Below are 19289 nucleotides of genomic sequence, written 5' to 3' on the forward strand. Positions count from 1 at the left end.
TCTTCCAGAGTTGTGGAAACGTGACCGAGGCCCGTGAATTGACGGCCAGATAGGGAGGAATAAAAAGGGGAGCCAATGCTCCCCTCGAACGATCCAGTCGGTCAGCTTACTTCTCGTTGAGCCACTGGGCCACGCGCTTGGCGAAGTAGGTCAGCACACCGTCGGCCCCGGCGCGCTTGAAGCAGAGCAGGGACTCCATGACGATCTTGCGCTCATCCAGCCAGCCATGCTGGATGGCCGCCATGTGCATGGCGTATTCACCGCTCACCTGGTAGGCGAAGGTGGGCACCTGCAGTTCGCTTTTTACCCGGCGAACGATGTCCAGGTAGGGCATGCCGGGCTTGACCATCACCATGTCGGCGCCCTCTTCGATGTCCATGGCCACCTCTTGAAGGGCTTCGTCGGAGTTGGCGGGATCCATCTGGTAGGTGTGCTTGTTGCCACCCTTGAGGTTGCCGGCGGAGCCGACCGCATCGCGGAAGGGACCGTAGTAGCTGGAGGAGTACTTGGCGGAGTAGGCCAGGATCTGGGTGTTGACGTGACCGGCGGCCTCCAGGGCGTCGCGGATGGCGCCGATGCGGCCATCCATCATGTCGGAGGGAGCCACCACGTCTGCGCCGGCGTCGGCGTGGGACAGGGCCTGTTTGACCAGCACCTCGGTGGTGATGTCGTTGAGGATGTAGCCCTCGTCATCGATGATGCCGTCCTGACCGTGGGTAGTGAAGGGGTCCAGGGCCACGTCGGTGATCACGCCCAGCTCGGGGAATTCACGCTTGAGGGCGCGGACCGCCTTCTGCGCCAGGCCATCAGGGTTATAGGCCTCCTCGGCGCCCAGGGATTTCTTCTCCTGGGGGGTGACCGGGAACAGGGCCACGGCGGGGATCCCCAGCTCCACCAGCTCCCGCGCCTCTTCGATCAGCAGATCGATGGAGAGACGCTCGACGCCGGGCATGGACTCCACCTGCTCCTTGCGGGCGTTGCCCTCCAGAACGAACACCGGGTAGATCAGGTCGTTGACGCTCAGCTGGCTCTCCGCCATCAGCCGGCGGGAGAAGTCGTGGCGACGCATCCGACGCATGCGGCGGCGGGAAAAGGGTCCGGTTACAACGGTCACTTGCAGCTCCTTATAAATGAGGGTTATCGCCACAGGCCGGTCACAGTGTGACGGGAGTCATGGCCGATATCACGGCGTCAATATTAGCAAACTCCCCTCCTTAAGGCAGGAGCTTAATCACACTTGAAACAGGCGCTTGGCATTGAGACGACACTGGTGGGACAGCGCATCGACGCTTTGGTTGCGCAGCTCGGCCACTTTCTTGGCAATGTGTGGCAGCCATCTCGGTTCGTTGCGGCGGCTCCTGGGTTTGGGGCGGATATCCCTGGGGAGCAGGTAGGGGGCATCGGTTTCCAGCAGCAGCCTGTCATCGGGGATCTGCGGCACCAGGGCGGCCAGGGTCTGTCCACGGCGTTCGTCGCAGATCCAGCCGGTGATGCCGATGCACAGCCCCAGTTCCAGGGCCTGGTGCAGCTCCTGCTCGTTGCCAGTGAAACAGTGCAACACGCCTCCGGACAGGTCTGGGCGGACCTCGGACACCATGGCGCGGAACTCGTCGCCGGCGTCGCGGCAATGCATCAGGGCAGGCTTGCCCAGATCGCAGGCCAGTTTCAACTGGGCCTCGAAGGCGCGGCGCTGATCCGCTCGGGGGGAGAAGTCCCGGTTGAAGTCCAGGCCACACTCGCCCACGGCCACCACCCTGGGGTGTTCACACAGGGCGGCGATCTCCCCCCGGCTGCTGGGCTCGAAGCCGCTGGCGTAGTGGGGGTGGATACCGGCGGTGATGTAGACATCCGGGTGGCGCTCCGCCAGGGACTGCAGCAGGCGCGCCTCCTCCAGGTTGCTGGCCAGTCCGATGAGGGTGTCGACTCCCGCTTCCCTGGCCCGTGCCAGAACCTCCTCCAGGTCCTGGCGGAACTGGCTGGAGGTCAGGTTGACGGCGATGTCGATCATTGCACACGCTTGACCCGGGCGCTCTTGCTGCCGTCGCTCTGGCTGAGGATGAAGGAGCCCAGGGAGGCCTTGCGGATGGTGACCGGCACTCCCTGATCCAGCCGGAAGCGGCGGCTGTCGATCTGCTTCCATACCTGGCCGTTCTCCAGGGTGACGATGAACTTGCCGTAGGGGTCGGTTTTCATCTTGCTGATCGCTTGGCTGATCGCCTCCGGCTCTTCGGGGCGCTCGTTGTTCAGGCCGAAGCGCTGGTCGGTAGTGGCCGGGGCGGCTGCGGGGGCCTGGGCGGGAACGGCCGCGGCCGGCTTGGCCAGGCCATCGAAGCAGAGCAGTCGGTCGAGCCGATCCTTGTGGGCGGCGCAGTGCACCACCGCCTCGGCGGCCTTGTCGTAGCAGGCCAGGCGCTGGCGTTGATCATCGATGGCGCGGCAGGCCGCATCGGCGGCGGAGACGGCCGCTGGGGCCAGCATCAGGGTGAGAACGGCGGTCTTAAGCATAACAGTTCCTTGTAGTTAGACTGATGACCGCCGTGACTGGGTTACTCTTCGGTGGGTTCCTCTTGAACCTCTTCCTCGTCGTCTTTCGGTTGATAAAGACGGGAGAAGAACAGGCCACCCTCAAACAGCAGCAGCATCGGCAGGGCCAGCATGGTTTGAGAGATGATGTCCGGCGGCGTTAACAGCATACCAACAACGAAGGCGCCGACAACAATGTACGGGCGGTTTTTCTTCAGATCGTCCGGCGTGGTCATGCCGGTCCACACCATCAGGATTACCGCTACCGGGATCTCGAAGGCGAGGCCGAAGGCGAAGAACAGCTTGAGCACGAAACTCAGGTAGCTGTTGATGTCGGTGGCCACCTGCACCCCTTCGGGGGCGACGCTGGTGAAGAAACCGAACACCACCGGGAACACGATGTAGTAGGCGAAGGCGATGCCGCCGTAGAAGAGAATGGAGCTACTGATCAACAGCGGGAAGATCAGCTTCTTCTCATGCTTGTAGAGTCCAGGCGCGATGAAGGCCCACACCTGGTACAGCACGTAGGGCATGGCGATGAACAGCGCCACAAACATGGTCAGCTTGAACGGGGCGAAGAAGGGCGACGCCACGTCGGTCGCGATCATCGAGGCGTTCTCCGGCATCACCTCCAGCAGGGGCATCGACAGGAAGTTGTAGATGTCGTTGGCCCAGTAGGCGAGGCTGGCGAACACGAGCAGGACGCCGCCTATTGCGTGCAACAGGCGGTTTCTCAGCTCGAGCAGGTGACTGATTAGGGGTTGCTGCTCGGACATACTTACTCTGCGGTTTTGCCCGGCTCAGCGGCTTTCTTTTCGCTGATCTCGGGTTGTGGCGAGACAGTGGCAGTGGATGGCTCGGGCTTGCCTTCGTCCGTCTGATAGGGGCGGTTCACCGACTGTGCGGCCGCCCTCAGTTCGTCGATGGACTGCTTCAGGCCGGGATCGAGGGACTCGAGTCCCTTGGACTCGGCCTTCTTAAGATCCGACTGCAGCTGCTCGATCTTCAGCTCCTGTTCGAGCTCATCCTTCACCGAGTTGGCCATGCGCTTGATGGTGCTGACCCAGCGGCTGATGCTGCGCACGGCCACCGGCAGACGTTCGGGCCCCAGAACCACCAAGCCCAGAACGGCAATCAGGACCAGTTCAAACAGGCCGATACCGTCGATCATAGTGGATTAGGCCTGTTCTTTGTTTTTCTGCTCGGCAGTGGTGGAATCCTCTGCTTTGCTCTCTTCGATCGCTTTCTTTTCTGCGCCCTTGTCTTCGTCGCTCATGGCTTTCTTGAAGCCCTTCACGGCGCCGCCCAGGTCGGAGCCCATGCCGCGCAGCTTCTTGGTACCGAACAGCAGTACCACGATGAGTGCGATGATAAGAAGTTGCCAAATGCTGATGCCGCCCATGTTGTCTCCGGGTTTTTTAACAGGTCAATAAAACGATGTTCAATGTAACAAGTATCGGCGACATTTTCACTGGTTGTTAAGTCGCCATCCCTTGGCCCAACAGGCCAGCCCGGTCAGGGCGAGGGTTGTTGAAGGCCAGATTGTACTGGATTTCCCTATCAATAGTGTGCCCGAGATCAACAAAACCGAGCCAATAATGAGGAAGTAGTGACTATTGTGAATTCTTCGACGCTGATTTATGTAGCGCTCCATCACACCTTGCGGGTGTCGCAATAGCGCCTTGCTCAATTGTAAATTGTCGTGAATGAGATCCGGCATCTCCGGCAGCTTCTCCAGCCAGAAGGGCAGGGCCTCTTTTACCCGCTTCATCTGGGCTGACGGGCCCAGCTGCTCCGCCATCCACTGCTCCAGAAACGGCTTGGCGGTCTGCCACAGGTCAAGTTGTGGATAGAGCTGACGGCCGAGTCCCTCGATATAGAGCAGGGTTTTCTCCAGCAGCACCAGCTGGGGCTGCACCTCCATCTCGAACTCCCGGGCACAGCGGAACAGTTCCACCAGCAGGTGGCCGAAGCTGATCTGGGACAGGGGCTTGTTCTCCAGCGGTTCCAGCACCTTGCGCAGCGCCTTCTCGAACTCTACCGGGTTGGTGTCGGCGCTGATCCAGCCGGAGTCGATGTAGACCTGGGACAGGCGTGAGTAGTCCTGGTTGAAGAAGGCCAGGAACACGTCCGCCAGGTAGCGCTTGTCATTCTCGGTCAGGCTGCCGACGATGCCGCAGTCGATGCCGATGTACATGGGGTCGTCCGGGTGCTCCCGGCTGACGAAGATGTTGCCCGGGTGCATGTCGGCGTGGAAGAAGTTGTCCCGGAACACCTGGGTGAAGAACACCTCGACGCCGCGTTCCGCCAGCAGCTTCATGTTGGTGCCCTGGGCCTTGAGGGCCTCGAGGTCGGTCACCGGGATGCCGTAGATGCGCTCCATCACCAGCAGCCGGCGTCGGCACAACTCCGGATAGACCCTGGGGATGTAGAGGGCGGGGGAGCCGGCGAAGTTGTCCCTCAGCCGGCGGGCGTTGCTGGCTTCCTGCACCAGGTCCAGCTCCGCCAGGATGGTCTTGCGGTAGTCCTCCACCACCTCGACGGCGCGCAGGGGCTTGCCCTTGCGGGTGTTGCTCACCAGTCGGGCGCCGGCCTCCATCAGGGTCAGGTCCGCCAGGATCACCGCTTCGATGTCCGGGCGCACCACCTTGAGGATCACCTCATCTCCGGTACTGCGCAGGGTGGCGGTGTGTACCTGTGCCACCGAGGCGGAGGCCAGGGGGACGATGTCGAAATCGTCGAACAGGGTGTCGATGCCGTGTCCCAGGGCGGACTCGATCTCCGCCTTGGCCAGTTCACCGTCGAAGGGGGGCACCTGATCCTGCAGCTGGGCCAGGGCGTCGGCAAACAGGTCCGGCAGCAGATCGCGCCGGGTGGAGAGCATCTGGCCGAACTTGATGAATACCGGTCCCAGCTCTTGCAGGGCCAGCCGTGCCCGAACCGACGGGTGGGCGTCCGGGGACTTGCGGCCGACCCAGAACAGGGACGCGTCCACCAGCCTCAGCGGCAGGGGGCGGCGTGACTGGGGCAACAGATCGATGAGACGGTATTGGCGGAAGGTGCGGGCAACCTGATAGGCCCGCCTGATGGCGCCCCAGCTCATCGGCAGGACTCCATGGCCGCCAGTCGCCGGGCCAGGGTCTGGGCGCGTTGCTCCAGTTCATCCACCTGGCGGCAGAAGCGGGCCACCTCGTCGGCGGCGGGAGAGACGCGACGCTCCTCAACCAGGTAGTCACCCAGGTGAGCCTGGGTGGCATCGAGGTGCTTTTTCCCCATGGCCAGCAGACTCTGTCCCAGGTTCTGCACCCGGTAGGCCATGCCGTCGCCCACGATCTTACTCAGGGGTTCGGTGATGTCCGGCTCGATGCCGGTCAGCACCTGGGCCAGCTTCCCCACCAGCTGCATGTCGCCGCTGATCTCCAGCTTGTTCTGCTGCACCAGCTCGGACAGGGGGGCGCCCTGCTGGATGTCCGCCAGCACCGACAGGCTGACCGACAGGGTGGCCTGGGGATCGCCACCGTAGCGGCTGTACACCTGCACGGGGTGGCCCAGGATCAGGAACAGCGGCCACGGCAGTTCCGCCAGCTTCAGCTCCACCACCTGGCCGCGACAATCGGCCAGGGGGCGGGGATTGGGATGGTACGTCAGCAGGTGCCCCAGCGCCGCTTCCAGGCTGCCTGCTACCAGGGTCGCAAGGTGCATATTACCTCGGGGTCAGAACTTGTAGCCGCGGTGCAGGGCGACCACACCGTTGGTCATATTGACGTAGTCCGCCTGGTCAAAACCGGCATCCAGCATCATCTGTTTCAGAGTCTCCTGGTCCGGGTGCATGCGGATCGATTCGGACAGGTACTGATAGCTCTCGGCGTCGCCGGCCACCATGGAGCCCATGCGCGGAATCACCTGGAAGCTGTAGAAGTCGTAGGCCTTCTTCATCATCGGGTTCAACGGCTTGGAGAACTCCAGTACCAGCAGTTTGCCACCGGGCTTGAGAACCCGCTGCATGGAGGCCAAGGCCCTGGCCTTGTCAGTGACGTTACGCAGGCCAAAGGCGATGGTGATGATGTCGAAGTGGTTGTCCGGGAAGGGCAGGGCTTCGGCGTTGGCCTGGACATAGTTGACGTTGCCCACCACGCCCTGGTCCTGCAGCTTGGCACGGCCCACCTTCAGCATGGAGTCGTTGATGTCCGCCAGTACCACTTCGCCCTTCTCTCCCACCAGCTGGGAGAACTTGCGGGTCAGGTCGCCGGTGCCACCGGCCAGGTCCAGCACCTTCATGCCGGGGCGGGCAGCGGCACATTCGATGGTGAAGCGCTTCCAGTACCTGTGGACACCGAAGGACATCAGGTCATTCATCAGGTCATATTTGGATGCGACGGAGTGGAATACGTCGGCCACCATCTCGGCCTTCTTGTCGGCTTCCACCGTCTTGTATCCGAAATGGGTCTTGTCGCCGTTGTCTGCCATGATCGGGCATTCCTATGTTAGCTAGCTGGAAATTGGACACAGTCTACACTTTAAAGCAATGAACAGAAATGGTGCGGGATCAATCTGTAATCCTTCTCTCTGTGGCGCGTGGAGGTGATTGGACGCCAAGAGACAGATACGCCACAGGACTTCGGGGATGTGAGACTCAGATCTTGGATATTGATATCGCTGCTTCTCGCCATGCCGGGGCTTGCCGAGGAGTTTCCGGGCTGGCGTGACTTCTTCCAGCCGGAACGGCTGCGGCCCGTCGAACGGCGTTTCGGCGAGCAGGGCATGACCCAGGTGCAGGCACTGCATCAGTTTATCGAGGCCCGGCTGGCCATGAACCTCCCGCCGGCGCAGCACCTGAACGCGGTGAACGATCACTTCAACCGCTATCGGTTCGTCGCCGATGCCACCCACTGGAACCGGCCCGACTACTGGGCCACCCCCTTCGAGTTTGTCGCCAGCGGCGGCGGCGACTGCGAAGACTTCTCACTGGCCAAATTCTTCACCCTGCGGGTGCTTGGGATGCCCTCGTCCAATCTGAGGCTGATGTACGCCAAGGCGCTGGAGCTCAACCAGGCGCACATGGTGCTGATCTACCTGGAGACCGAGGCCGCCATGCCCCTGGTTCTGGACAACCTCAACCCGGCTATACTTCCTGGCGACCAGCGCACCGACCTGCTGCCGGTCTACAGCTTTAATGGAGAGGGGCTGTGGCGGGCCCGGGCCTTCGATCATGGGGTGCGTCTGAAGCAGGGAGAAAATGGCATTTTGCTGTGGCAGGATCTGTTGCAGCGTCTGGCGGGAGATTCATCATGACCCTATTCCGACTGCTCCTCATCTGCCTGGTGCTGCTGGTCGCCACCCTGACCGCCACCACCCTGCTGCTGTTTGTGCGCGGCAGCCAGGCCTACCTGGTGGAACAGCTGGCCAGTCATGGCCAGGACACCGCCACCTCCTTCGGACTGTCCCTGTCGCCGGTGCTGGCTCAGGGGGACTGGGTGTTGGCGGAGTCGATGGTGGACGCCATCTTCGACCGGGGGGATTACGCCTCCCTCGAGCTGATAGGACGGGAACGGAAGCTGGTGCGCCACATCACCGCGGCCCCGGAGAGCGCCCCCAGGTGGTTCAAGCAGTGGATCGGACTGGAGGTGCCGATGCGCGAGACCGAGATCAACGCCGGCTGGCAGTTGGTGGCCACCCTCAAGATCCAGGTCAATCAGGATCCTGCCCTGCTGCACCTCTACCGGATCTCCCTCAATGCCCTGCTGGTGGCACTGGTGTTGGCGGCGGTGGCCATCCTCTCCGGCGCCTGGGGGCTGCGTTGGATACTGGCGCCGCTGAAGTCGGCCCAGGCCCAGGCGGAGGCGTTGCGCAGGCGACGCTTCCTGAAACAGGATAAGTTACCCTGGCTGCTGGAGCTTCGGGCCCTGACCCTGACCATGAATCGCATGGTGGAGAACAGTGAACTGCAGTACAAGCAGCAGTGCAAGCGGATGCGTCAGCTGCAGCAAAATCGCTTCATCGACACCGAGACCGGGTTGGGCAATGGCACCCGGGGCAGGGACCGGCTGGACAACCTGCTCCGGGACAGGGAGACCGAGCAGGGGGTGGCGGTGCAGATCCACCTGATGGGGCTGGAGGGGTTGGAGCGCAGCTTGGGGGTGGCGGCCCAGCAGCCGCTGATGACCGGCATCACCGAGCTGCTGCGCCAGCAGCTGGCCCGCTTCCCTCTTGGGCGCATCTATCGCATGGGCCAGGCGGATTTCTGGGCATTGCTGCCCGGAATAGAGCTGCAGGACTGGCTGCCCCTGGCGTTGGAACTGGAGCAAGCCCTGAGCCTGAGGGTGCAACAGGCAGGGGCGTCCAGGGTAGTGGTGGCCTCCGAGCCCTTCCTGTTCGGCGGTGAGGTTGCCGAGGTGGAGCAGCGTCTTCACGCGCAGATTCAGAGGCTGCTGGCCGGGGAGTCCGGGCCAGCAGCCACCGTTGCCCCCAGTGACCGCCAGGCGCAGATGGCGCGACTGGAGGCCATGCTGGCCCGCCCCCCCAAGCTGCTGGCCCATCGGGTGATCGACCGAGACGCCAATACCCTCTATTTCGAGGTGCTTACCCGCTTCCACGATGGCAAACAGTGGCGTAGCCCCGGGGCGGTGGTGGCGCTGGCCCAGCGACTGGAGCGGCAGGTGGAGGTGGATCTGCTGGTGCTGGACACCCTGCTGACGGAGCTCAGGCGTGCGCCCCTGGCTCAGACCCTGGCCCTCAACCTGACCACCGCATCCCTGTTGTCACAGCGCTTTATCAGCCGGTTGCGGGAGGGGGCCCGGGAGGCGGCGGCCCTCGGGGCCACCATCGCGGTGGAGATCCCGGAACAGGCAGCCCTGGAGTACCGTGACGGTTGCCGACACTTTGTCGAGCTGATGCAGCGGCAGCGGGTGCCGGTGTGGCTGGATCACGTGACCCCGGCTGGGTTGGCAGAGCTGGAGCACCTGCCGGTGGTGGGGATCAAGCTGGACCCGGCTTACAGCCGCCACATGAACCAGGAGGGCAGCTACCAGTCGCTGCTGCCGCTGATGGTCACCGCCGCCCATGCGCGCAGCGTGCTGGTGGTGGCGGAGCAGGTGGAGCAGCACTCGGTGGCCGAGCGGCTGCGAGATTTCCTGGTGGATGGGTTGCAGGGTTTTGCCTTCAGCGGCCCCCTGCCCCTCAGTGATCTGCCGAGAGACGGCCGCTGAGGTAGCTGAACACCAGCTCGCTCAGTGCCTGGCCAATCTGGCGGCGTCCGGCCTCCGGACCGGCCGGGTGGCAGGCGGGCGCCCCCTCGGCCAGGTGCAGGTAGGCGCAGCGGTGATGGCGGGCCAGGTGATAGACCGAATGCAGCGCATCGGTCAGGGGAACGCCGGCCACCGTTTCCGCCGAGCTGGCCAGCCCGGCCACTGCGTCCAGATCCAGCTCCACTCCCAGCGGCTGCCCAGCCAGGTGCAGATCGTCACTGATCCGCTCCAGTGCCTGGGCCAGGGTCAGTTCCCGGCGTACCCAGATCGCCTGGTAACTGGTCCAGCGTTTGTCGCCGGCCTTGAGTGCCGCCAGGCTGGCGCTGTTGTTCTTCAACTCATGTAGGCCCAGTACATGGTAGTAGCCCAGGGCGCCCTGCTCGTGGGCATAGGCAAAGCCGTTGCCGCTGTGGCGACCCTCGGCGGCGCGGAAATCGCTGTGGGGGTCCAGGTTGACGGCGGACAGGGGGCCGTCGAGGGCTTCGCTGGCCCCGGACAGTATCGGATAGGCGTTGTTGTGGCCACCGCCGATGACGATGGGCTCCAGGCCGGCCGCCACCACCTGGGCGATCAGCGGCTGCACCAGGATGTCCAGGGCTTCGGTCAGCTGGCGCAGGGTGGCCAACTGCTGGGTATCACCGCTGGAGAGGTGCCGGGCTTGCTGCTGCAGGGAGCGGGTGTCGACCTCACCCAGCAGCAGCATCTGTTCGCCGCCGAGGAAGGTGTTGGCCTGCAGGTTGGCGAACTGGGCCAGGAAGGCGTGCCAGGCGAGGTCAGCGCCGCCCCGACCCAGGTTGGCCCTGGGTCCGATATCTTCCGGGATACCCAGCAGCACGTAACGGGCCCCCTGCTGCTTCGCCTGATCCAATGCCTGGGGCAGGCTGAGCGGATCCCGGGTCAGTTCGCCGGCCAGCAGCCAATGCTCCCCCTGGTGGGCTTCCCCCGCCCGGTGCGACAAAAACCGCGCCAGGTAGGCGCGGTCAGCCAATCGCAACGTCATGATCAATCGATGTCCAGCGGGTCCGGGGAGAGGATGATGCCGGTGGAATCGGCGTAGACATGATCTTCCGGCAGGAAGGTGACGCCGCCGAAGTTCACCGGTACATCCACCGCCCCTTCACCGGTCTGGTAGGCCCCCACGGGGATCGGTGCCAGGGCCTGAATGCCAATGTCGAGATCCTCCAGGGCGTCCACTTCGCGGACACAGCCATAGATGATCAGCCCCTCCCAGTTGTTGCGGGCGGCCAATTCGGCCAGCGAGGCATCGATGAGCGCCCGTCTCAGGGAGCCGCCGCCATCGACCAGCAGGACCTTGCCGGTGCCATCCTTTTCCAGGGTCTCGGCAATCAGCACGTTGTCTTCGAAACATTTGATGGTGTGCAGCTCACCCCCGAAGGAGGTGCAGCCACCGAAGTTGCTGAACATGGGTTCCACCACGTCCACCTGCTCGGCGTACAGGTCGCATAGTTCAGAAGTGTTGTAGTGCATAATGCCCTCCTCGCGTAACCGGTGCAGCACAAGTATAACCGCAATTTTTACCGTTGAAATGCGGCTTTTGTGGCAGAACTCATTGTTTGTTAATCGACTTTTAGTACCCTTTGCCGTCCGCCGCAAACAGGGTGTTGTAAATTAACGAAATAAATCAACATCAAGGGGGCCTTTGGCGTGATCTTGATCACGATAAACGCATGAATGTATTGATGTTAACAACTTGTTTGCTACCATTTCTTACAGTTTGATTAATGATTCACCAGACAGTTCGGGGCATGGAACCCCCAGCACCAGTCAGGGTTGAGGGGATCAGTCAGTCGTTTTCTTAAGGTTAATACTATGGAACTGAACCTGGTTGAAGTAGTCGGTCATATGGCCTCCATCATGGTAGCCATCTCTCTGATGATGAAGAACATTGTTCGCCTTCGGGTGCTGAACTTCATCGGTTGTTCGTTGTTCGTTATCTACGGCCTGATCATCGATGCGTCCCCGGTGTGGACCATGAATGCCTTCGTGGCCAGCGTGAATGTCTATTACCTAGTGAAGATGTTCCGCGAGCAGAGCTCCCCTCAGGCGGAAGGCGCCTAACGCCCTTCACCTGCAGACAGGGTCGCCAATGGCGGCCCTTTTTTCTGGCCGATGCTGCCCCCTCTCCCCGTTACCGGCCGATGCCTCGACGCTGTCACCCAATTGACCCGACCCTGTCACGCCAGTGTCATTGCCCAAAACTAAGTTGTGAGACAACGACTGGAAGAGGCAGGCTCCTATGTGGCAACGACTGGATGAGTGGGACAGGCACTGTTTTCTGATACTGAACCGCGCCGCGGATCGCCCCCTGTGCCAACAGGCGGCGCGCCAGCTGTCCCGCAGTGGCGATGGTGCCGGCTACGCCCTGTTTGCCACTGTCGCCGCGGTGGCGGACCCGCGACAGGGCCCGCTGCTGTTCGAACTGCTGCTGATGGCCTACGCCATCGAACTGCCTCTCTACTGGCTGCTCAAGACCCGCCTGCGCCGGGCACGCCCCTGCCAGGCGGTGGCCGGCTGTCGGGCGCTGGTTGACCCCCATGACACGTTTAGCCTGCCGTCCGGCCACAGTGCGGCGGCCTTCCTGTTTGCCACCCTGTTGTGCTGGTACATCCCGGGGCTTGGCTGGGGCTGCTTCCTCTGGTCCTCCGGGGTGGCCTGGGCCCGGGTGGTGTTGGGGGTCCACTACCCCGGTGACGTGGTGGCCGGCGCCTCCCTGGGCACCCTGGCGGCCCTGGTGAGTCTGAATATGCTGCTCTAGGAGTCTGACGCAATGCGAATTTTGTACGGTATTCAGGGGACGGGAAACGGCCACCTGACCCGGGGACGGGTCATGGCTCCGGCGCTGGCGGCGGAGGGGATCGAGGTGGATTTCCTGTTCTCCGGGCGCCCCAGGGAGCAGTTCTTCGATATGGCTCCCTTTGGTGATTTCGACAGCCGTTCCGGGCTGACCTTCGCCACCAAGGGCGGCGAGGTGAGCATGTGGGGCACCTACCGGCAGAACAGCCTGTTTCAGTTCTGGCGGGACGTGAACGATCTGGATCTCGGCAGCTATGATCTGGTGCTGAACGACTTCGAGCCGATCTCCGCCTGGGCGGCACGCCGCCAGGGCAAGGAGTGCGTCAGCGTCAGTCACCAGAACGCCTTCCAGCAGAAAGTGCCGGTCGCCGGCCAGCGCTGGATCGATCGGAGGATCATGCACAGTTTTGCCCCGGCCACCATCCATCTGGGCTGCCACTGGCACCACTTCGGCTGTGATCTGCTCCCCCCCTTCATCGAGCTGCCGGAGTCACAGGCCAGGGACGTCGGCCACCTGCTGGTCTACCTGCCCTTCGAGGAGCCGCAAACCATCGCCGCCATGTTCGCCCAGGTGCCCGAGGCCCAGTGCCACGTCTATCATGGTCAGCCGGCCCCGGCCAACCTGGCCGATCACATCCACTGGCATGGCTTCGAACGTGCCGGGTTTCAGCAACATCTGTCCGGTTGCTCCGGGGTGGTCTGTTCCGCGGGCTTCGAGCTGGTGTCCGAGGCGTTGGTGTTGGGCAAGAAGCTGCTGCTTAAGCCCTTGCGGGGACAGTTCGAGCAGAGATCCAACGCCCTGGCGCTGGAGTTGCTGGGAGCGGCCCGTACCATGGCGCGGGGCAGCCGGGAGGAGATCCTGGCCTGGATGGCCTCCAGCGCCCAGGAAGCGATCCACTACCCGCAGATGGGGCGGATGCTGGCCCGCTGGCTGGCCCGGGGGGAGTGGCATCGGGTCAGCGAACTGTGTCAGCAGGCCTGGAGCGAAGCCAGGATGCCGGAGAGCTGGAACCATAAGTGGGCCTACGCCTATTAATCGCTGTGGACCCGGTCTGGAACTGATGTTGGTCGCGCAAAAGAAAAGGAGCCGAAAGGCTCCTTTTCTTATTACTTGTCGCTGTAGTGGATCTGCACGTCCAACAGGGGCTCGCGGCTGCCCTTGGCCGCCTTGAGCCGCTTGAGGTAATCCTCCCACATGGTGGCCTGGTTCATGGCGAAGGCGTAGAGGATGTCCCAGGAGAACAGGCCCGAGTCATGGCCGTCATCGAATACCAGTTTGACCGCGTAGTTGCCCACCGGCTCGATGCGCTCGATGTTGACCTCCCGCTTGTTGGTCACCAGCTGGGGATTGCCGTGACCCTGCACCTCGGCGGAGGGGGAGCAGACCCGCAGCAGCTCGCAGCTGAGCTGGGCGGTTTCGCCGTTCTCGAATCCCACCTCGAGGATGCGGGACTTTCGCTTCAGTTTCAGTTTGGTGACCTTGGGTGCCTGACGCATGCGCCGCTCCTTGTGTTAGAGGATAAAGCGGGAGAGATCTTCGTTCTCTACCAGCCTGTCCAGGTGGTCGTTGACATAGGTGGCATCGATGGTCAGGGTCTCGCCCCCCTTGTCGGAGGCGTCGAAGGAGATCTCCTCCATCAGCTTCTCCATCACGGTGTGCAGGCGGCGGGCACCGATGTTCTCGGTGCGCTCATTCACCTGCCAGGCCGCTTCGGCGATGCGCCTGATGCCATCGTTGGTAAAGGCGATGGTTACCCCCTCGGTGGCCATCAGCGCCCGGTACTGTTCGGTCAGGCTGGCGTTGGGCTCGGTGAGGATGCGTACGAAGTCCTCGGCGGACAGCGCTTCCAGTTCCACCCGGATGGGCAGGCGTCCCTGCAGCTCGGGGATCAGGTCCGAGGGCTTGGCCAACTGGAAGGCGCCGGAGGCGATAAACAGGATGTGGTCGGTCTTCACCATGCCGTGCTTGGTGTTGACGGTGCACCCCTCCACCAGCGGCAGCAGATCCCGCTGAACCCCCTCACGGGAGACATCGGGGCCTGAGGTTTCGCCGCGTTTGCAGATCTTGTCGATCTCGTCCAGGAACACGATGCCGTGCTGTTCCACCGCCTCGATCGCCTTCTCCTTGAGCTCTTCGGGGTTGACCAGCTTGGCGGCCTCTTCCTCGATCATCAGCTTCATGGCATCGCGCACCTTCATCTTGCGGCGTTTGCTCGGCTGGTTGCCCAGGTTCTGGAACATGGATTGCAGCTGGCTGGCCATCTCCTCCATCCCCGGCGGGGTCATGATCTCCACACCGGCGGGGGACTGGGCCACGTCGATGTCGATCTCCTTGTCGTCCAGCTGGCCCTCCCGCAGCTTCTTGCGGAAGGTCTGGCGGGTGGCGCTGTCTCCCTTGTTGTCGTGGGACCACTCATCCCTGGGCTTGGGCAGCAGTGCATCGAGCACCCGCTCCTCGGCAGCCTCCTCGGCTCGGAAACGGTTGCGTTCCACCTCGAGATCCCGGGTCATCTTGATGGCCGAGTCGGTGAGATCGCGGATGATGGTCTCCACTTCCTTGCCCACATAGCCCACTTCGGTGAACTTGGTGGCTTCCACCTTGATGAAGGGGGCCTGCGCCAGCTTGGCCAGGCGGCGGGCGATCTCGGTCTTGCCCACGCCGGTGGGGCCGATCATCAGGATGTTCTTCGGGGTCACCTCCTGGCGCAGCTCGCTGTCCAGCTGCATGCGGCGCCAGCGGTTACGCAGGGCGATGGCCACCGCCTTCTTGGCGCCATCCTGCCCGATAATGTGGCGGTTCAGTTCGGAAACAATCTCTCTGGGGGTCATCTCGGACATGGTGGTTAACCCTTGGTAGTCAGTTCTTCGATGGTGTGGTGCTGGTTGGTGAACACGCAGATGTCACCGGCGATGGCCAGGGCCTTGGCGCAGATATCCCGGGCGCCCAGCTCGGTGTTTTGGATCAGGGCCAGTGCCGCGGCCTGGGCGTAGTTGCCACCGGAGCCGATGGCGATCGCCTCGTGCTCGGGTTCCACCACGTCGCCGTTGCCGGAGATCAGCAGGGTGGTCTCGGTGTCGGCGACGATCAGCATCGCTTCCAGTTTCTGCAGTGAACGTTCGGTGCGCCACGCCTTGGCCAGTTCGACTGCGGCCCGGGTCAACTGCCCCTGGTGGGCAGTGAGCTTGGCTTCCAGCAGCTCGAACAGGGTGAAGGCATCGGCGGTGGCACCGGCAAAACCCGCCAGGACCCGGCCGCCGCTCAGCAGGCGCACCTTGCGGGCGTTGCCCTTCATCACTGTGTTGCCCAGGGAGACCTGGCCGTCACCGGCAATGACAACTTTGTCGCCGCGGCGTACCGAAACAATGGTGGTCATAGTGAATCCTTATCAGTCGCCGGGCCCGTGCCCGGCAGGGGAATCGTTTCTCGCGTTGAGTTAGATGTGGGGGCAGGCCCCGCCGCCTTCAACCCCGAAGCGGCTGATTTCGTGATCCCCAATTAACCTTTGGCCGGGATGGGGGATTGATCAAGCGGAATCGGGAGGGGGGAGTCATCGGCGTGCGGACCACGCAGCAAACGCGGCCTCCGCGGGGGGCGCGCCGGCTGAACCTAAAGCGGGTAACGCTTCCTCACCGAGGGCGGCATGTGGGCCAGCTGGCTCTGTTTCAGGGCCTCGAAGGCGGTCATCAGAGGGGTGGTATCGCAGTGGTCTATCAGCGGCAGGGCGTAGGCAACTGCCTCCAGGGTGGAAAGGCTGTCTGTGCGTTTTGCTTTGCGGATCTGGTAGTTGCCCTGGGGCAACTCCCTGAAGCTCACCTTGGGCAACGCCTGCAGCCAGGGGTTGAGCTGCAGCATCCGGTGCACCTTCTTCCAGGTGCCATCCAGTACCAGCAGCTGACAGGGCTCGCTCTCCTGGCCAAGGGATTCCAGCGGCGTGGCCTGCTCGCCGGGGTAGAGCAGCCGCAGTGGTCTGGGATCCTTGGACAGCGCCTCCCTGAGCGGGGCGAAATCGGCCTCGGTTTCGCCATCGACCAGGGCGCACTGTGCCAGCACCAGGGCGCACAGGTGGGCGGTGCCCTTGGCCGATTTGGCCTCTGAGGGGTGGCGCAATATGGTGACGGCGTGGCGGCTGGCGCATTGTCCCAGGGCCGGGCAGAGACAGACGCTTTGGGGGCGCAGGCAGCGGGGACACTGGCGGCGTTGGCTCATGCTCTACTCCAGAGAGAGTGCGGGCCGCCCGAGGGCGGCCCGGTGGGTCAGTTCCACAGCCAGATCTGGCAGCCGTTGATGCCGCCCCTCTGCAGGGTGTGGCGGTCGCTCTCCGCCACCCGCTTGCGCTCATAGGGGCCCAGCACCACCCGGTACCAGACGCCGTTGCTGCCTTGGGTGCGGCGGACCTGGGACTCCAGCCCCATGAAGGCGATGCGGGCCTTCATCTCCTCGGCCTGCCCCTGCTTGCGGAAGGACCCGCACTGCATCTGATAGGGCCCGCCCAGTTGTTGCTTGGGCACCTCCACCTCCACCTCTTTCTCCGGCAGGGTTTCGATGTACTCCCAGGTCTCTTGGGGCTTCTCCGGCAGTGCCGACTCCGGTTTTGGTTTCGGTTTCGGCTGAGGCTTGACGATCTCCGCCTCGGGCTGGACCGGGGCGTCGTCGGACGCGCCCTGGATGCTCCACAGGAAGTAGCCGAAGCCGGTGATCAGCGCCAGTACCAGCACCAGGCGCAGCCAGGGAAAGGGCGGCCGGGCGGCGGCCCTGCGGCCACGGCTGCGGGGCTTGCGGCCCCGCTTGGCGTAATCGCGGGTGGCCATCGATTACATCCGCTCCAGGGTGTTGATCCCCAGCAGGCTCAGGCCCACCTTCAGGGTGTTGGCGGTGGCGGCGCACAGGCGCAGTCGGCTGGCCTTGGTGGCCTCAGCCACGTCCTCTTTGTTGATGGGGCAGGCTTCGTAGAAGCTCATGAAGGCACCGGCCAACTCATACAGGTAGCTGCACATCAGGTGCGGGGCGCCCTTGGCGGATACACCCAGTACCGCGTCGTTGAACTGCACCAGCTTCTGGGCCAGGGCCTCCTCCTTCTCCGCTTCGATCACCACCTCACCGGTCAGGGACGCCGCGCTGACGCCAGCCTTGCGGAAGATGGACTGGATGCGGCTGTAGGCGTACAGCATGTAGGGGGCGGTGTTGCCCTCGAAGGTGAGCATGTTGTCCCAGTCGAACACGTAGTCGGTGGTGCGGTTCTTGTTCAGATCCGAGTACTTCACCGAGGCCATGGCGACGGTGCTGGCAATGGTATCCAGTTCCTCACCCTGCAGATCCGGGTTCTTGTCGCCGATCAGCTTCAGCGCACGCTGGTGGGCCTCCTCCAGCAGATCCGCCAGCTTGACGGTGCCGCCGGAGCGGGTCTTGAACGGCTTGCCATCCTTGCCCAGCATCATGCCGAAGGCGCAGTGCTCGGTGGTGGTGGTCTCGGGCAGGTAGCCCGCCTTGCGCGCGATCAGCCAGGCCTGCTGCAGGTGTTGAGCCTGGCGGGAGTCGATGAAATAGAGGATGCGATCGGCCGCGAAGGTGTCCACCCGGTACTTGGCGGCGGCGATGTCGGTGGTGGTGTAGAGGAAGCCACCGTCACGCTTCTGGATGATCACGCCCATGGCGTTGCCATCCTTGCCCTTGAACTCGTCGAGGAACACCACCTTGGCACCGTCGTCCTCTACTGCCAGACCCTTCTCGGTCAGGTCGCTGACGATCTGGGGCAGCAGCGGGTTGTACAGACTCTCGCCCATGATGTCATCGTTGCTCAGGGAGACGCCCAGGCGGTCATAGATCGCCTGATTCTGAGCCATGGTGATGTCCACCAGCTTCTTCCACATGGTGCGGCAGTATTGGTCGCCGCCCTGCAGCTTGACCACGTAGTTGCGGGCGCGCTCGGCGAACGCCTCGTCTTCGTCGTAGTGCTTCTTGGCTTCCCGGTAGAAGGCTTCCAGATCGGACAGCTCCAGGTCGGAGGCGCTCTCGTTCTCCATCTTCTCCAGGTAGGCGATCAGCATGCCGAACTGGGTGCCCCAGTCGCCGATGTGGTTGGCGCGGATCACCTTGTGCCCCAGGAATTCCAGGGTGCGGGTGACCGCATCGCCGATCACCGTGGAGCGGATGTGGTGCACCGCCATCTCCTTGGCCACGTTGGGGGCGGAGTAGTCGGTGACGATGGTCTGGGCTTGGGCCACGCTGGCGACATTGGCGCGGGGATCGGTGGCGATCTTCTCCACCTGCTTGCCCAGCCAGCCACTGTCGAGGAAGAAGTTGATGAAACCTGGGCCGGCGATCTCCACCTTGGCGACCAGCTCGGAGGCGGGCAGGGTATCGATGATCGCCTGGGCCAGTTCTCTGGGGTTCCTCTTGGCGGGCTTGGCCAGCATCATCGCCAGGTTGGTGGCCAGGTCGCCATGGCTCTTGTCTCGGGTTCGGTCTACCTGAACTCGGGGCGCCGCGTCGGCGGGAATGATCTCGCGCTCCTTCAGCAGGGCTACGGTCTGTTCAAGTAATTGCTGGATATGTTCTTTCATTGCGACACCGAAAAACTGATGGGGACTGGCCGCGTAACGGCAGATGAATCAAACCGCACATTTTAACGCCTAACTATGGCAATACCAACGGTTTGTTTGCCGGCATCGCCAGATAAAAAGGGCGGTAGGGGCGGTCGATCTCCGTCG

The 19289-nt window shown here is 63.1% G+C and carries 22 protein-coding genes; 5 read left to right on the forward strand and 17 right to left on the reverse strand.

The window, feature by feature from the left end:
• Positions 1-106 precede the first annotated feature (106 nt).
• The 9 genes from hemB to ubiE all read right to left on the reverse strand — a co-directional run bounded on the left by hemB (position 107) and on the right by ubiE (position 6990).
• The gene (gene hemB, locus FCL40_RS00865; RefSeq protein WP_407644134.1) at positions 107-1078 is read right to left on the reverse strand and encodes a porphobilinogen synthase; all 972 of its coding nucleotides are present in this window, start codon (positions 1076-1078) and stop codon (positions 107-109) included.
• 153 nt (positions 1079-1231) lie between these two features.
• Positions 1232-2008: a TatD family hydrolase gene (locus FCL40_RS00870; protein WP_136850413.1), complete on the reverse strand. Its 777-nt coding sequence runs from the start codon at positions 2006-2008 to the stop codon at positions 1232-1234.
• Positions 2005-2505 (reverse strand): hypothetical protein, encoded by a 501-nt coding sequence (locus FCL40_RS00875; protein WP_136850415.1) that lies wholly within the window; start codon positions 2503-2505, stop codon positions 2005-2007. Before FCL40_RS00875 ends, FCL40_RS00870 begins: the two co-directional genes overlap by 4 nt.
• 41 nt (positions 2506-2546) lie before the next feature.
• Positions 2547-3299 carry a twin-arginine translocase subunit TatC gene (tatC, locus tag FCL40_RS00880; protein WP_136850417.1) on the reverse strand — a complete coding sequence of 251 codons (753 nt, stop codon included), beginning with the start codon at positions 3297-3299 and terminating at the stop codon, positions 2547-2549.
• A gap of 2 nt (positions 3300-3301) precedes the next feature.
• On the reverse strand, positions 3302-3694 hold the full coding sequence (gene tatB / locus FCL40_RS00885; RefSeq protein ID WP_136850419.1) for a Sec-independent protein translocase protein TatB: 393 nt from the start codon (positions 3692-3694) through the stop codon (positions 3302-3304).
• A 6-nt stretch (positions 3695-3700) separates the two neighbouring features.
• The gene (tatE, locus tag FCL40_RS00890) at positions 3701-3925 is read right to left on the reverse strand and encodes a twin-arginine translocase subunit TatE (protein ID WP_136850421.1); all 225 of its coding nucleotides are present in this window, start codon (positions 3923-3925) and stop codon (positions 3701-3703) included.
• A gap of 66 nt (positions 3926-3991) precedes the next feature.
• A complete protein-coding gene (gene ubiB / locus FCL40_RS00895) occupies positions 3992-5626 on the reverse strand; it encodes a ubiquinone biosynthesis regulatory protein kinase UbiB (RefSeq protein ID WP_136850423.1) in 1635 nt (544 codons plus the stop codon).
• A complete protein-coding gene (locus tag FCL40_RS00900) occupies positions 5623-6225 on the reverse strand; it encodes a ubiquinone biosynthesis accessory factor UbiJ (protein ID WP_136850425.1) in 603 nt (200 codons plus the stop codon). Before FCL40_RS00900 ends, ubiB begins: the two co-directional genes overlap by 4 nt.
• Positions 6226-6237: 12 nt before the next feature.
• Positions 6238-6990 carry a bifunctional demethylmenaquinone methyltransferase/2-methoxy-6-polyprenyl-1,4-benzoquinol methylase UbiE gene (gene ubiE / locus FCL40_RS00905; protein ID WP_136850427.1) on the reverse strand — a complete coding sequence of 251 codons (753 nt, stop codon included), beginning with the start codon at positions 6988-6990 and terminating at the stop codon, positions 6238-6240.
• Between the two features lie 159 nt (positions 6991-7149).
• On the opposite strand from ubiE, the gene FCL40_RS00910 reads away from it, so the two are divergent.
• Together FCL40_RS00910 and FCL40_RS00915 are read left to right on the forward strand one after the other, a co-directional pair.
• Entirely contained in the window at positions 7150-7815 is a 666-nt protein-coding gene (locus FCL40_RS00910) for a transglutaminase-like cysteine peptidase (RefSeq protein ID WP_229360244.1), read from the forward strand.
• Positions 7812-9728 (forward strand): bifunctional diguanylate cyclase/phosphodiesterase, encoded by a 1917-nt coding sequence (locus FCL40_RS00915; RefSeq protein WP_136850428.1) that lies wholly within the window; start codon positions 7812-7814, stop codon positions 9726-9728. The genes FCL40_RS00910 and FCL40_RS00915 overlap by 4 nt, the downstream gene beginning before the upstream one ends.
• Here FCL40_RS00915 and FCL40_RS00920 read toward each other — a convergent pair.
• Both FCL40_RS00920 and rraA read right to left on the reverse strand, forming a co-directional pair.
• Positions 9700-10767, reverse strand: a complete 1068-nt coding sequence (locus FCL40_RS00920; protein ID WP_136850430.1) for a formimidoylglutamase — start codon at positions 10765-10767, stop codon at positions 9700-9702. The two genes, FCL40_RS00915 and FCL40_RS00920, sit on opposite strands and share 29 nt — an antisense overlap.
• Before the next feature lie 2 nt (positions 10768-10769).
• Positions 10770-11255: a ribonuclease E activity regulator RraA gene (gene rraA, locus FCL40_RS00925; RefSeq protein ID WP_136850432.1), complete on the reverse strand. Its 486-nt coding sequence runs from the start codon at positions 11253-11255 to the stop codon at positions 10770-10772.
• 342 nt (positions 11256-11597) lie between these two features.
• Here rraA and FCL40_RS00930 point away from each other — a divergent pair, with 342 nt between their 5' ends.
• The 3 genes from FCL40_RS00930 (at position 11598) to FCL40_RS00940 (ending at position 13617) form a co-directional block, all read left to right on the forward strand.
• The gene (locus FCL40_RS00930) at positions 11598-11846 is read left to right on the forward strand and encodes a YgjV family protein (RefSeq protein ID WP_136850434.1); all 249 of its coding nucleotides are present in this window, start codon (positions 11598-11600) and stop codon (positions 11844-11846) included.
• A 178-nt stretch (positions 11847-12024) separates the two neighbouring features.
• Positions 12025-12543 (forward strand): phosphatase PAP2 family protein, encoded by a 519-nt coding sequence (locus FCL40_RS00935; protein WP_136850436.1) that lies wholly within the window; start codon positions 12025-12027, stop codon positions 12541-12543.
• Positions 12544-12555: 12 nt separating this feature from the next.
• The gene (locus tag FCL40_RS00940) at positions 12556-13617 is read left to right on the forward strand and encodes an MJ1255/VC2487 family glycosyltransferase (RefSeq protein ID WP_136850438.1); all 1062 of its coding nucleotides are present in this window, start codon (positions 12556-12558) and stop codon (positions 13615-13617) included.
• A gap of 71 nt (positions 13618-13688) precedes the next feature.
• On the opposite strand, the gene FCL40_RS00945 is transcribed toward FCL40_RS00940, so the two are convergent.
• The 6 genes from FCL40_RS00945 to argS all read right to left on the reverse strand — a co-directional run bounded on the left by FCL40_RS00945 (position 13689) and on the right by argS (position 19142).
• Complete coding sequence (locus tag FCL40_RS00945; RefSeq protein ID WP_136850440.1) at positions 13689-14078, reverse strand: gamma-butyrobetaine hydroxylase-like domain-containing protein; 390 nt, start codon at positions 14076-14078, stop codon at positions 13689-13691.
• A gap of 15 nt (positions 14079-14093) precedes the next feature.
• The gene (hslU, locus tag FCL40_RS00950) at positions 14094-15419 is read right to left on the reverse strand and encodes an HslU--HslV peptidase ATPase subunit (RefSeq protein ID WP_136850442.1); all 1326 of its coding nucleotides are present in this window, start codon (positions 15417-15419) and stop codon (positions 14094-14096) included.
• A gap of 5 nt (positions 15420-15424) precedes the next feature.
• The gene (gene hslV / locus FCL40_RS00955) at positions 15425-15955 is read right to left on the reverse strand and encodes an ATP-dependent protease subunit HslV (RefSeq protein WP_136850444.1); all 531 of its coding nucleotides are present in this window, start codon (positions 15953-15955) and stop codon (positions 15425-15427) included.
• A 233-nt stretch (positions 15956-16188) separates the two neighbouring features.
• The gene (locus FCL40_RS00960) at positions 16189-16788 is read right to left on the reverse strand and encodes a tRNA-uridine aminocarboxypropyltransferase (protein WP_136850446.1); all 600 of its coding nucleotides are present in this window, start codon (positions 16786-16788) and stop codon (positions 16189-16191) included.
• Positions 16789-16835: 47 nt separating this feature from the next.
• Positions 16836-17390: an SPOR domain-containing protein gene (locus FCL40_RS00965; RefSeq protein WP_136850448.1), complete on the reverse strand. Its 555-nt coding sequence runs from the start codon at positions 17388-17390 to the stop codon at positions 16836-16838.
• A gap of 3 nt (positions 17391-17393) precedes the next feature.
• Entirely contained in the window at positions 17394-19142 is a 1749-nt protein-coding gene (gene argS, locus FCL40_RS00970) for an arginine--tRNA ligase (protein WP_136850450.1), read from the reverse strand.
• Between the last annotated feature and the right edge of the window lie 147 nt (positions 19143-19289).

The organism is Ferrimonas sediminicola (genome assembly GCF_005116715.1).
GTDB classification, from domain to species: domain Bacteria; phylum Pseudomonadota; class Gammaproteobacteria; order Enterobacterales; family Shewanellaceae; genus Ferrimonas; species Ferrimonas sediminicola.

Bases quoted from the DNA above. Each gene is read 5' to 3' on its own strand.
- hemB (WP_407644134.1), bottom strand. From the start codon at position 1,078: ATGCGTCGGATGCGTCGCCACGACTTCTCCCGCCGGCTGATGGCGGAG.
- FCL40_RS00870 (WP_136850413.1), bottom strand. From the start codon at position 2,008: ATGATCGACATCGCCGTCAACCTGACCTCCAGCCAGTTCCGCCAGGAC.
- FCL40_RS00875 (WP_136850415.1), bottom strand. From the start codon at position 2,505: ATGCTTAAGACCGCCGTTCTCACCCTGATGCTGGCCCCAGCGGCCGTC.
- tatC (WP_136850417.1), bottom strand. From the start codon at position 3,299: ATGTCCGAGCAGCAACCCCTAATCAGTCACCTGCTCGAGCTGAGAAAC.
- tatB (WP_136850419.1), bottom strand. From the start codon at position 3,694: ATGATCGACGGTATCGGCCTGTTTGAACTGGTCCTGATTGCCGTTCTG.
- tatE (WP_136850421.1), bottom strand. From the start codon at position 3,925: ATGGGCGGCATCAGCATTTGGCAACTTCTTATCATCGCACTCATCGTG.
- ubiB (WP_136850423.1), bottom strand. From the start codon at position 5,626: ATGAGCTGGGGCGCCATCAGGCGGGCCTATCAGGTTGCCCGCACCTTC.
- FCL40_RS00900 (WP_136850425.1), bottom strand. From the start codon at position 6,225: ATGCACCTTGCGACCCTGGTAGCAGGCAGCCTGGAAGCGGCGCTGGGG.
- ubiE (WP_136850427.1), bottom strand. From the start codon at position 6,990: ATGGCAGACAACGGCGACAAGACCCATTTCGGATACAAGACGGTGGAA.
- FCL40_RS00915 (WP_136850428.1), top strand. From the start codon at position 7,812: ATGACCCTATTCCGACTGCTCCTCATCTGCCTGGTGCTGCTGGTCGCC.
- FCL40_RS00920 (WP_136850430.1), bottom strand. From the start codon at position 10,767: ATGACGTTGCGATTGGCTGACCGCGCCTACCTGGCGCGGTTTTTGTCG.
- rraA (WP_136850432.1), bottom strand. From the start codon at position 11,255: ATGCACTACAACACTTCTGAACTATGCGACCTGTACGCCGAGCAGGTG.
- FCL40_RS00930 (WP_136850434.1), top strand. From the start codon at position 11,598: ATGGAACTGAACCTGGTTGAAGTAGTCGGTCATATGGCCTCCATCATG.
- FCL40_RS00935 (WP_136850436.1), top strand. From the start codon at position 12,025: ATGTGGCAACGACTGGATGAGTGGGACAGGCACTGTTTTCTGATACTG.
- FCL40_RS00940 (WP_136850438.1), top strand. From the start codon at position 12,556: ATGCGAATTTTGTACGGTATTCAGGGGACGGGAAACGGCCACCTGACC.
- FCL40_RS00945 (WP_136850440.1), bottom strand. From the start codon at position 14,078: ATGCGTCAGGCACCCAAGGTCACCAAACTGAAACTGAAGCGAAAGTCC.
- hslU (WP_136850442.1), bottom strand. From the start codon at position 15,419: ATGTCCGAGATGACCCCCAGAGAGATTGTTTCCGAACTGAACCGCCAC.
- hslV (WP_136850444.1), bottom strand. From the start codon at position 15,955: ATGACCACCATTGTTTCGGTACGCCGCGGCGACAAAGTTGTCATTGCC.
- FCL40_RS00960 (WP_136850446.1), bottom strand. From the start codon at position 16,788: ATGAGCCAACGCCGCCAGTGTCCCCGCTGCCTGCGCCCCCAAAGCGTC.
- FCL40_RS00965 (WP_136850448.1), bottom strand. From the start codon at position 17,390: ATGGCCACCCGCGATTACGCCAAGCGGGGCCGCAAGCCCCGCAGCCGT.
- argS (WP_136850450.1), bottom strand. From the start codon at position 19,142: ATGAAAGAACATATCCAGCAATTACTTGAACAGACCGTAGCCCTGCTG.